The organism is Amycolatopsis sp. SID8362, assembly GCF_010550475.1.
GTDB lineage: Bacteria > Actinomycetota > Actinomycetes > Mycobacteriales > Pseudonocardiaceae > Amycolatopsis > Amycolatopsis eburnea.
This window is the reverse complement of sequence record NZ_JAAGNB010001510.1, coordinates 1-11,348: the sequence shown is the minus strand read 5'-3', so window position 1 is coordinate 11,348 and position 11,348 is coordinate 1. Positions and strand designations below refer to the sequence as shown.

At 71.1% G+C, this 11,348-nt stretch carries 12 protein-coding genes and 1 pseudogene; 4 read left to right on the top strand and 9 right to left on the bottom strand.

Annotated features, from left to right (window positions below):
* From G3I65_RS57910 to G3I65_RS46145, 4 genes and pseudogenes are all read right to left on the bottom strand, one after another.
* A pseudogene (locus tag G3I65_RS57910) lies at positions 1–175 on the bottom strand (ribokinase); the annotation flags it as partial.
* Complete coding sequence (locus G3I65_RS46155; RefSeq protein ID WP_160701714.1) at positions 172–981, bottom strand: ATP-binding cassette domain-containing protein; 810 nt, start codon at positions 979–981, stop codon at positions 172–174. The gene G3I65_RS46155 and the pseudogene G3I65_RS57910, both read right to left, overlap by 4 nt.
* Positions 978–1,973, bottom strand: a complete 996-nt coding sequence (locus tag G3I65_RS46150) for an ABC transporter permease (RefSeq protein WP_125308924.1) — start codon at positions 1,971–1,973, stop codon at positions 978–980. Before G3I65_RS46150 ends, G3I65_RS46155 begins: the two co-directional genes overlap by 4 nt.
* Entirely contained in the window at positions 1,970–2,986 is a 1,017-nt protein-coding gene (locus G3I65_RS46145; protein ID WP_160701713.1) for a substrate-binding domain-containing protein, read from the bottom strand. The genes G3I65_RS46150 and G3I65_RS46145 overlap by 4 nt, the downstream gene beginning before the upstream one ends.
* Before the next feature lie 109 nt (positions 2,987–3,095).
* On the opposite strand from G3I65_RS46145, the gene G3I65_RS46140 reads away from it, so the two are divergent.
* On the top strand, positions 3,096–4,133 hold the full coding sequence (locus G3I65_RS46140; RefSeq protein ID WP_125308928.1) for a LacI family DNA-binding transcriptional regulator: 1,038 nt from the start codon (positions 3,096–3,098) through the stop codon (positions 4,131–4,133).
* Positions 4,134–4,202: 69 nt separating this feature from the next.
* Positions 4,203–5,069: a LacI family DNA-binding transcriptional regulator gene (locus G3I65_RS46135; protein WP_160701712.1), complete on the top strand. Its 867-nt coding sequence runs from the start codon at positions 4,203–4,205 to the stop codon at positions 5,067–5,069.
* Between the two features lie 6 nt (positions 5,070–5,075).
* On the opposite strand, the gene G3I65_RS46130 is transcribed toward G3I65_RS46135, so the two are convergent.
* Positions 5,076–6,062, bottom strand: coding sequence for a glycoside hydrolase family 76 protein (locus G3I65_RS46130; protein WP_160701711.1), 987 nt, complete (start codon positions 6,060–6,062; stop codon positions 5,076–5,078).
* Between the two features lie 51 nt (positions 6,063–6,113).
* Here G3I65_RS46130 and G3I65_RS46125 point away from each other — a divergent pair, with 51 nt between their 5' ends.
* On the top strand, positions 6,114–8,252 hold the full coding sequence (locus tag G3I65_RS46125; RefSeq protein ID WP_163046870.1) for a molybdopterin-dependent oxidoreductase: 2,139 nt from the start codon (positions 6,114–6,116) through the stop codon (positions 8,250–8,252).
* Positions 8,253–8,320: 68 nt separating this feature from the next.
* Entirely contained in the window at positions 8,321–9,289 is a 969-nt protein-coding gene (locus G3I65_RS46120) for a cellulase family glycosylhydrolase (protein WP_239071854.1), read from the top strand.
* Here the strand turns inward: G3I65_RS46120 and G3I65_RS46115 are convergent, their stop codons facing one another.
* From G3I65_RS46115 to G3I65_RS46100, 4 genes are all read right to left on the bottom strand, one after another.
* Positions 9,290–9,946 (bottom strand): RNA methyltransferase, encoded by a 657-nt coding sequence (locus tag G3I65_RS46115; RefSeq protein WP_160701709.1) that lies wholly within the window; start codon positions 9,944–9,946, stop codon positions 9,290–9,292.
* A 14-nt stretch (positions 9,947–9,960) separates the two neighbouring features.
* The gene (locus G3I65_RS46110) at positions 9,961–10,353 is read right to left on the bottom strand and encodes a DUF2784 domain-containing protein (protein ID WP_160701708.1); all 393 of its coding nucleotides are present in this window, start codon (positions 10,351–10,353) and stop codon (positions 9,961–9,963) included.
* A 166-nt stretch (positions 10,354–10,519) separates the two neighbouring features.
* Complete coding sequence (locus G3I65_RS46105; protein ID WP_160701707.1) at positions 10,520–11,077, bottom strand: alkaline shock response membrane anchor protein AmaP; 558 nt, start codon at positions 11,075–11,077, stop codon at positions 10,520–10,522.
* The coding region (locus G3I65_RS46100) for a DUF6286 domain-containing protein (protein WP_239071853.1) at positions 11,074–11,348 on the bottom strand (275 nt) is incomplete at its 5' end. The genes G3I65_RS46105 and G3I65_RS46100, both read right to left, overlap by 4 nt.

The following is an 11,348-nucleotide window of genomic DNA, read 5'->3' as shown; positions in this document are numbered from 1 at the left end:
CGGTCAGCAGGGCCGCCTCGGCGCCGAGCGCGGCGGCCGTCACCGCGGCGTTCGTCGCGGGCCCCCCGGCCGCGACGTCCACCCGCAGCGACTGCACCTTCTCGCCCGGCGCCGGGAGTTCGGCGACCCGCTGGACGACGTCCACCGTGCACAACCCCGCCAGCAGCACCTTCACTTCAGGCCGGCCACGTGGGTAGCGGCGGCGGCTTCCTCGACCTCGCCGTTTTCGTTGAGCCGCAACGCACCCGTGAGCAGGCCGACGACCTGGTTCATCGTGTGCGTCTTCGGCGAGACGACCGCGACGCGCTTGCCGAGGCGGTGCACGTGGATGCGGTCGGCGATGTCGAACACGTGCGGCATGTTGTGGCTGATCAGCACCACCGGCAGGCCGCGGTCGCGGATCCGGCCGATCAGGTCGAGCACCTTCCCCGACTCGGCGACGCCCAACGCGGCGGTCGGCTCGTCCATGATCACGGCCTTGGTGCCGAACGCGGCCGCGCGCGCCACGGCGACACCTTGGCGCTGGCCACCGGACAGCGTTTCGACGGGCTGGGTGATGGACTTGATGTTGATGCCCAGCTCGTCGAGGATCCGCTGCGCCTCCGACCGCATCGTGCCGGTGTCGAGCTTCCGGAACAGCCCGAACGGTCCCTTGAGCCGCTTTTCCCGGCCCAGGAACATGTTCGACGCGATGTCGAGCGCGGGCGCGACGGCGAGGTCCTGGTACACCGTCTCGATCCCGTAGTGCCGAGCGTCCAAAGGGGACTTGAAGTGGACGGTCGCACCGTCCACTTTGATCTCGCCCTCGTCGGGGATTACCGCGCCGGACAGGGCTTTGATCAACGACGACTTCCCGGCGCCGTTGTCACCGACCACGGCGAGCACCTCGCCGGGCAGCAGGTCGAAGTCGGCGCCGTCGATGGCGGTCACCCGGCCGTAGCGCTTGACCAGCCCACGGGCTTGCAGGATGGGTTCGGTCATGACTGCTGCTGCCTCCTCGCGATCCGGTCCACCACGACGGCGGCGATGAGCAGGGCCCCGGTGGCGAGGTCCTGGTAGTTGCCATCGACGTTCATCTGCGTGAGGCCCGACCGCAGCACGGCCACGACCAGCGCGCCCATCAGCGTCCCGAGCACCGAACCGCGGCCGCCGAAGAGGCTCGTGCCGCCGAGGACGACGGCGGTGATCGAGTCGAGGTTGCCGAGCTGGAACTGGTTCGGGTCGGCGTTCGGCGTCCGGCCGAGCGCCTGCCAGGCCGCGATGCCGAACGTCAGCCCGGCCACGATGTACACCGACAGCACCGTGCGGTTGACCTTGATGCCGGACAGCCGCGCGGACTCCGGCGCGTTGCCGACCGCGTAGACGTGCTTGCCCCACGCGGTTTTCGTCAGCGCGTACCAGACGCCGAGGTACATCAGCAGCGCCAGCGTCATGCCGTAGGTGATCGGGATGCCGCCGAAGAGGTAGCGCTTGGTGCCGAGCCACTGCAGCAGCCCGTCGGTCACCGGCACGGCCTGGCCGCCCGCGATCAGCTTCGACACCGCGGTCAGCATCGTGAACGTGCCGAGCGTGATGATGAACGCCGGCAGCTTGATCCGCGTCGCGAGGCCGCCGATGAACATGCCGACGATGATCGTCAGCACCACGCCGGCGAGCAGCGCGACGAAGCCGTTGGTCCCGGCCGCGGCGAGCTTCGCCATGATCAGCGTCGCGACGACCATCGACGCCGCGTTGGACAGGTCGATCCCCGAGATGAGGATGACGAGCGTCTGCCCGAGCGCGAGCGTGCCGACGACCAGCGACTGCTGGACCACTGTGGACAGGTTGTCGAGGTCGAAGAACGTGTCCGTGGCCAGCGAGAACACGACGATGGCGACGACCAGCGCCAGCGCCGGGCCGACCGCCGGGGCGCGGAGGAGGAATTCACCGAGGGATTCGCGATCCCTCGCCGGGGCTGCGGTAGCTGTGGTCATTTCTGGCCTCCCCAGCAGTTCTGCAAGCCCCAGGCCGAGTCGTGGCTCTCGATGCCGGGCAGCGGCTTGTCGGTGATCACGGCGGACCCGGTGTTGACGAAGCCGGACGGCTTCTTCCCGGTCTTGGCGTATTCGACGGCGGCGAGCACACCCTGCTCGGCCATCTTCTTCGGGAACTGCATGACGGTGGCGGCGAACTGCCCGTTCTTGACGTTCTGGACGCCTTCGCAGCCGCCGTCGATGGAACCCATCACGATCTGGCCGGTGAGCCCGCGGGCGTTCAGCGCCGCGTACGCGCCGCGGCCCATCGGCTCGTTCATCGAGTAGACGGCGTTGATGTCGGTGCTGCGCTGGAGCAGGTTCTCCATACCCTGCTGGGCGAGGCTCTGGTCGCCGTTGGCCGCGGTGTGGCCCTTGATCTCCGGCGAGCCGTCGGTCAGCCCGATGCCCTTGAGGAAACCGCCGTGGCGCTGGGTGTCGACCGTGCTGCCGGCGGTGCCGTCGACCATCAGGAGCTTCGGCGGGACACCCTTGAGCGCGGCCTTGACGTAGGCGCCCTGCTGTTCGCCCGCCGCGAAGTTGTCGGTGGCGAAGGTGGCGTCGACGGCGTCGGCCGGTTCGGTGGCGGTGTCGAGGGCGATCACCAGGATGCCCGCGTCACGCGCGTCCTTGATCGCCTTGAGCACGCCGGTCGACGAGCTGGGCGTGATCAGGATGGTGTTCGCGCCCTGCTGCACCAGGTTCTCGATCGCGCGGACCTGGCCGTCGTTGTCGCCGTCGAACTGCCCGGCGAGCGCGCTGAAGTCGGCGCCGTTGGCCTGGGCGGCCGCTCTCGCGGCGTTGCGCAGTTCCACGAAGTACGGGTTGGTGTCGGTCTTGGTGACCAGGCCTACCTTGGCCTTGCCGCTCCCGCCGGTGGAGGTGTTGCCGCCCCAGTGCCGTTCGACCGTGCACCCGGTCGTCGCGGCGAGGACGGCGGCCAGCACCACCGCGGTGAGACTCCGCTGTCTCATGGGTTCCTGCCCCTTTGTGTGGGTTCGAGGCTTGCCGATGGACGGGAAGGTAGACAGACTGCTCCGTGGACGCAAGCGTTTGCGCAAACGCTTGCCAGAAAGGATTGGCATGCCCCAGCCGAGGTCGTCGCGGCCGACCCAGCGCGACATCGCCGAGCTCGCCGGCGTTTCGATCACCACCGTCTCACACGTGGTGAACGGGACGCGGGCGGTCGCCGAGGACACCAAAGCGGCCGTGCTGCGGGCGATCGAAACGACCGGCTACACCGGCGACGCGATCGCGCGTTCCCTGGTCACCGGCGGTACGCGGTCGATCGGGATGGCGATCTCGCTGGTCGCCAACCCGTACTTCGCGATGCTGATGCAGGCGATCGAGCGGGAGGCGTCGCTGCACGGGTACACCGTCCTGCTGGCCGACACGCACGACGCGGCGGACACCGAGCGTGACACCGTGCGAGCGCTGCGCTCCCGGCGCGTCGACGGCCTGCTCATCACCCCGGCGCCCGGCGACGGGCCGGTGATCGGCGAGCTCGTGTCGCTGGACGTGCCGACGGTGCTCATCGACCGGCTGGCCACCCGCACCGACGTCGACCAGGTGGGCTCGGAGAACATCCAGGCGACGTCGGCGCTGACCGCGCACCTGGCGACGCTCGGGCACCGGCGGGTCGGGATGATCAGCGGCGCGCCCGGGCTGTCGACCAGCGAGGAGCGGGTGCTGGGCTACCGGCTGGGGCTGGGCCGGTCCGGGCTGACCTGGTCGTCCGACCTCGTGGCCTGCGGAAACTCGTCGCGCGAAGGCGGCGCGCTGGCGTTGAGCACGCTGCTGGCGCTGCCCGAGCCGCCGACCGCGCTGGTCGTCGGGAACGACAGCATGATGGTCGGGGTGCTGCACGAGGCGCGGCGGCGCGGGTTGCGGATCGGGCGCGACCTGCCGGTCGTGGTCTACGACGACGTCGAGTGGGCGGACCTGGTCGACCCGCCGCTCACGACGATGGCGCAGCCGATCGAGGAGATCGGCCGCCAGGCGGTCCGGCTCCTGCTGGCCCGCATCAACGACCCGGCGCGCAAGGCCGAGACGGTCCGGCTGGCACCCACCCTGCGTCACCGTGAGTCGTGCGGCTGCCCGCCGGTTCACTCACATCAGTGATTCTGGAGTTTTGCCGTCATCTCGCGGGCGGTCAGCGGATACCTTTCGGCTGAGCGTCTGCGAGGGCATATGACGGCACTTTCGCCGGAGCTCCGGTTGTGGGACCCCCCGGTCACCTACCGGATCGGCGTCGCGATGGGTGTGCACGCGAACCCCTACTCGGGTGAGCTGCTGCGCGCCATCAGAGCGACCGCGGCCCACGCCGGCTGCGACGTCGTGCTGGCGGACACCGACGACGCGGTCGGCGAAGAAGCGGAGCTCGTCCGGGCGTTGCGGGCCGACCTGGTGGACGGCGTGCTGCTGGTCCCCTCGGCGGGCGACGAAGCGGTGATCAACGGGCTGGTCCGGATGGGCGTGCCGACGGTGCTGGTGGACCGGGTGGCCGCGCGCAACGACGTGGACCAGGTGGGCACGGAGAACGTGCACGCGGTGGCGTCGCTGGTCCGCCACCTGACGGCGGGACGACACCGCAAGATCGGCCTGATCTCGGGCGACGACGGGCAGGAAGTCAGCCGTGAGCGCGTCCGCGGCTACCGCCTCGGCCTCGAGCAGTCGGGCCTGCGCTTCAACCGCGAACTGGTCGAAAGCGGCTTGTCGTCCTCCGGCGGCGCGGCCCGCGCGACGGCGAAGCTCCTGGACGGCTGGCCCTCCCCGACGGCGCTGGTGGTGGCGGACGAGTCGATGCTGGTCGGCGTCCAGTACGAGGCCCACCGCCGCGGCATCCGCATCGGCTCGGAGCTGGCGGTGGTGGGGTACGGCGACATGGACTGGGCCCGCCGCGTGAGCCCGGCGGTGACGACGCTGGCCCAGCCGGTCGCCGAGATGGGCCGGCGGGCGGTGCAGCTGCTGATGTCGCGGATGGCGGACCCGGACCGGCCGCCGGAATCGGTGTGGCTGACCCCGAAGTTCCTGCACGGCGCGTCCTGCGGGTGCTGACGCCGGTCAGAGCGTCGCCGCCGCCTCCAGGAGCATCCAGCCGCCGACCTGGACCGACAGGTCTCGCTCCGGCGCGTCCGCCGGCAACGGCCAAGGCGCCGGCCGGTCCCAGTACGCGCTGAACACCGGCCCCGGCGCCGCACCCGACCAGCACGCCTCCGCCGACGTCAGCACCAGCGACCGCGCCGTCGACGCCTCCGGGCCCGGCAACGACCGGGCCGCCAGCGCCAGGTACCGCGCCAGGATCGCCGCGAACAACCCGCCATCGCCGCCGCCCTGACCGCGGATCACCCCGCCCGGTGCGCAGTGCTCGGCAACCGCTCGCACCGTCCGGGCCGCCGCGTCCATTGAGGACAGTTCCAGGCAGGCGCCCAGGTAAACCCCTTGGCAGTAGGTGAAAATGTGCTTCACCAGCTCACCCGTGTCCGCCCGGATCCCATCCCACACCAGGCCGGACTCCGGATCGACCAAAGTGGACGAAAGCCAGTCGAGCATCGCCCGCGCGCGAGCAACATTCCCCGACCGGGCGTGGAAGATCGCCGCCGGCCCGTTCGCCGGCGCGTTCTTGAAGTCGTCGCCCTTGCGCCACCAGATTCCGCCGCCGGCCGCCGGTGTCCAGGCCGACAGCAGCTGCGTGTCGATCGCCGCCAGCGCCGGGCCGACGTCGATGCCCAGTGCGGAAACCCGTTGCAGGGCCAGGCCGAGCCACGCCATGTCGTCGTAGTAGTCGTTCGTCCAGCGGCCGAAGTTGCGCAGCCGCACCGAACGCACGAACGAGCGGATCACGGACAGCCGCGCCGGCGACGGCGCACGCAGCTGCGCGTCCACCAGCGTGTCCAGCAAGTGCGCCTGCCACCAGTAGTTCCAGTGCCAGTGCAGCCGCTGGCCCGGCGACGGGGGCCAGCCGCTGCGGCCGAGCGTCGTCGCGGGCAGGGCCCACACCCGGCGCAGGTGGCGGGAGGTCACCGCGCGTTCGGCCTCCGAGACGTCCATGTCGCAATCGTGCCTTGCCCCTCGACATACCGCTCGGTATGTTCAGTGGTCATGACGACCGCTCACGTCACCTGCCCGCTGTGCGAAGCCACCTGCGGCCTCGAGGTCACCCTGGACGAGAACCAGCAGGTCACCCGCGTGCAGGGGGATGACCAGGACGTCTTCTCGAAGGGTTACATCTGCCCCAAGGGCGCGTCGCTCGGCGCCCTGCACCACGACCCCGACCGGCTGACCGCGCCACTGCTCAAGCGCGACGGCGAGTTCGTCGAGGTCAGCTGGCAGGAGGCCTACGACGAGATCGCGCGCCGCCTCCCGCCGATCATCGAGGAGCACGGCCGGGACGCCGTCGCGGTCTACGCGGGCAACCCCGGCGTGCACAACATCGCGCTGACGCTCTACGGCCGCGTGCTCTACAAAGCCTTGGGCACCAAGAACTTCTACAGCGCGACCTCGGTCGACCAGATGCCGAAGCACTACTCGTCCGGCACCATGTTCGGCGACCCGCTCGCCATCCCCGTGCCCGACCTCGACCGCACGAAGCACCTGCTCGTGCTGGGTGCCAACCCGCTCGTCTCCAACGGCAGCCTGATGACCGCGCCGGACATCCGCGGCCGGCTGCGCGGGATCCGGGACCGCGGCGGCAAGATCGTCGTCGTCGACCCGCGGCGCACGCGCACCGCCGCGTTCGCCGACGAGCACCACCCGATCCGCCCCGGCACCGACGCCTTCCTGCTGTTCGCGCTGGTCAACGTCCTGTTCGAGGAAAATCGCGTCGCGCCGGGACGCCTCGCCGAGCACCTCGACGGCCTCGACGACGTCCGCGAGCTGGCGCGGCCGTTCACGCCCGAAGCCGTCGCGCCGCGCACCGGCATCGACGCCGCCGAGATCCGCCGCATGGCCCGGGAGCTGGCCGACGCCGAAAACGCCGTGGTCTACGGCCGGATCGGCACCACGACCCAGACGTTCGGGACCATCGCGAGCTGGCTGGTCGACGTCCTCAACGTCCTCACCGGCAACCTCGACGAGCCGGGCGGCGCGATGTTCCCGCTGGCCGCCTGCCAGCCGACCGGGAACCGGCGGCCGTTCGCGGTCGGGCGCTGGCGCAGCCGCGTGCGCGGGTACCCCGAGGTCGTCGGGGAACTGCCGGTCGCGACGCTCGCCGACGAGATCGAAACCCCCGGCGAAGGCCAGGTCCGCGCGCTGATCACGGTCAGCGGCAACCCGTGCCTGAGCACGCCGAACGCGGGACGCCTGAGCCAGGCGCTGGGCAACCTCGACTTCATGATCTCGGTCGACGTCTACCTCAACGAGACCTCGCGCCAGGCCGACGTCGTCCTGCCCGGCCCGTCGCCGCTCGAACGCCCGCACTTCGACCTGGCCTTCTACCAGCTGTCGGTGCGCAACGTCGCCAACTGGACCCCCGCGACGCTGCCGTCCGCGCTGCCCCAGGAGTGGGAGACGATGCTGCGCCTCACCGGCATCGTCGCCGGTCAGGGACCCGAGGCGGAGGTCGCCGCGCTCGACGACTTCGTCGCCGCGGATGTCGCCCGCCGTGCCGGGCTCGAGGTCACCCACGACCGCACCGGGCCCGCCCGGCTGGTCGACCTGATGCTGCGGGCGGGCCCGTACGACGTCACGCTGGCCGACCTCGAAGCGGCGCCGCACGGGATGGACTTCGGGCCGCTGAAACCGCGGATCCCCGAGGTGCTGTGCACCGCGTCCGGCCGGATCGAGCTGGCGCCGGAACCCGTCGTCAAGGACGTCCCGCGCCTGCGCGAAGAACTGGCGAAGCCGGTGGACGACGGCCTCGTGCTGATCGGGCGGCGGCACCTGAGCTCCAACAACTCGTGGATGCACAACCTCGCGCCGCTGGTCCGCGGCGGCAACCGCTGCACGGTCCAGGTCCACCCCGCCGACGCGGCGCGCCTGGGCCTCACCGACGGCGGCCTCGCGGCCGTGACGTCCCGGGCCGGCAAGCTCGAGGCGCCGGTGGAGATCACCGACAAGATCCGCCAGGGCGTCATCAGCATCCCCCACGGCTGGGGCCACGACGTCGACGGCGCGCGGACGCGGGTCGCGCGCGCGAACCCCGGCGTCAACTCGAACCTGGTCGCCGACGAAACGCTGCTCGACGTGCCGTCGGGGACGTCGGTGCTGAACGGCATCCCGGTCGAGGTCGCGCCGGCCTGACGCTTGACAGCGGTGCGGAGCCGAGTGCATCCTCAGCGTCGCATGTTTACGTGAACATCGGAGTTCGCATGACCCGTTGTCTGCACGCCCTCATGATCGCCGTCCTCGCCGCCGCCCTGCTCGCCGTCCCGCAGGCTTCCGCCGCCACCACCGCCTTCCGCGGCGTGAACTGGGCCGACGCCCGCGACAACTACGTCGACGGCTGGGTCATCCCGACCGGCCTCACCGCCGGGGACAGCTACGACACCGTCCGCACCAAGGCGGACGGCATCCTCACCGGCTTCCAGCAGCAGCTCGGCGCGAACACCGTGCGGCTGCCGATCAACCCGCAGAGCGTGAACTCGGACTGGTGGGCGCGGTACAAGGGCGCCGCCGATTCCGCGCTGGCGCACGGCATGAAGGTCGTTTTCGGCTACTGGGAAGCGAACAAGGACGGTTTCGTCGACGACGTGACCGCGTGGAACACCATGTGGGACCGGGTCACCGCGGACTACGGCGGCAATGCCGGCGTCTACTTCGAGCCGATGAACGAGCCGTTCGGCTACAGCCTGAGCGCCTGGGTTTCGCTCTGTTCGACCTGGCTGTCCCGGCACTCGGCCATCCCGCGCGGCCGGGTCCTGATCAGCGGGACCGGCTACAACGACAACGTCACGGGTGTCGGCGCGGCGAGCGCGTTGACCGGAACGCTGCTGTCACTGCACTTCTACGGCTTCTGGGCGTCGGACACCACCCGCGCGGCGTGGACGGCCAACCTCAGCAACCGGCTCGGCGCCTACTCGTCCCGGACCGTCATCGACGAAGCCGGCGCGCCGATGACGACCGGGCTCGACTACTCGGCGGGTCACCAGGACGGCAACAACTTCACCGCCTACTTCGCCGCCACGACGGACCTGGCGCGGTCGCGGCAGATGGGTGTCGTCTACTGGCCGGGTCTGCGTTCGGGCGACACGTATTCGATCACCCGGCAGAGCGGCAGCGGCCTGGCGACGAACAACGCGTCCGGCGTGGTGCAGCTGCGCTGGGGCTGGGGGTTGTAGCTACCAGGCCGTCGACAGGTCGGCGTGCTGCCGGACCCAGGCGTGCATGACGATCCCGGCCGCGACCCCCGCGTTGATCGAGCGGGTGGTGCCGAACTGGGCGATCGACACGACCAGCGCCGCGGCCTCCTGCGCCGGCTCGGACAGCCCGGGGCCTTCCTGCCCGAAGAGGAGGACGCACTCGCGCGGGATGTCGGCCGTCTCGACCGGCTGCGACCCCGGCGTGTTGTCGACCGCGACGACGGCGAGCCCGCGCTCGGCGGCGTAGGTCACCAACCCGGAGACGTGGTCGTGGTGGCGGAGGTGCTGGTAGCGGTCGGTCACCATGGCGCCGCGCCGGTTCCAGCGGCGGCGGCCGACGATGTGCACCTCGGCCGCGGCGAACGCGTTGGCCGTGCGCACCACGGTGCCGATGTTGTGGTCGTGCTGGAAGTTCTCGATGGCGACGTGGAACGGGTGCCGCCGCCGGTCCACATCGGACACGATGGCCTCGCGGCGCCAGTACCGGTAGGCGTCGACGACGTTGCGGCGGTCGCCCTCACGCAGCAGTTCCGGGTCGTACTGCTCGCCGGTGGGCCAGTCGCCGGGCCACGGGCCGACGCCGACCTCTTCGCGGCTCACCCACTCGGTGGGTCCGGCGTCGGGGGAAGTGGTCACCCTCCGATTGTCGCTCAGCCGAGGTGGACCGGGCGCGCGTGGGTTTCCTCGCCGTCGTGGCGGTGGCGCAGGCGCTGGTAGACGCCGACGTACGACAGCGCCAGCAGGGCCAGCGCGAAGGCGGCGATCACCGGCAGGAACGAGCGCGGGAAGAGCGTGTCGTAGAAGTAGTAGGCGTTGAAGCCGCCGGGCAGGTCACCGAGGCCCTGCTGGTGGCGGAAGTAGTTCTCGAGCGCGGTCAGCGGGCACGGGATCGGGGTGACGTTGACCAGCACGCCCCAGATCGCGAAGAAGACGTGGACGAACACGACCTTCGGCCAGCGCCAGGCCAGGAAGCCGCCGAGACCGATGAAGACCAAGGCCAGGATGTGCACCAGCACCGTCGCGTCGGCCAGGAACCTCGCCATCACCCGCCCCCTTCCCCGAACCCCCTACCAGCGACTTTACTCCGCTGATCGAGTCCGGCGGCCTTGAAGAGTGCCCCCGTGTGTGATGTTTAACCCACCGGAGCAACCCGTTCACCTGGGCGGTGACGGCGGCGTCACACCCGGTGGGAATTCCGGCGGGCCGGGGTCAGCGCGCCCGGGCCCCGGATTTCGCCGTCAGCCGAATCTCCAGCCGCACGGGCAGGTCCTCGACTTCGAGGGCCTGCTTCAGCCGTGGCACGGCGTGGCCGGTGATGCTCTCCCGGATTGCCCGCGCATCGGCGTCGCGGTCGGTGGTGACGACGAGGAAGAGTTCCGGCGCGTCCCGCGGCCCGGACAGCCAGGCCGACGCGGTCCTGACGCCGTCGTAGCCCTCGACGTCGGCGGCCATCGGCGCGGCGGCCGCGCTCGAGTCGAGGACGGTGACGCCGGTGTCCCGCTCGGTCCGCCAGGCGACGCTCTTCGGCCGCCGGAACGCCTGCGCGGCCAGCCAGCGGAGGCAGAGCAGCCCGAGGAGCGTCGCGACGGCGATCGCGACCCAGAACACCCAGGTGGGTGGCGCGGCGGCACCGGGAACGAGCGGCGCGGCCGGGTCGAGCAGGCGGAGGCGCCCGAAGTGCGTCGCGACGGCGAACCCGCCACCGGCGAGGAGCAGCAGCCCGACGAGGGCGAGAAGGCTGCGGTTGAGCCCGGCGGGCCGGTTCATCGGGCGCCTCCTCGTATCCGGACCCGCACCTTCGGCGACTCCGCCAGTCCGACCTGTTCCAGCCGCCGCGAGACCGCCGTCTCGACCGCGGTCGCGAGGCCTTCCGTGTTCGTCCGGTTCGTGCGCACCTTCACCCTCACCTTCCGCCGCCGCAGCTGCACCGCGGCCGTCGCCACCCCGTCGACGCCAGCCGCCGTCGAACGCACCGACGTGCGCAGGCCGTGGCGGGTCGTGCCCGCCTCGACGCCCGCCGCCGGTGCCAGCGCCAGTA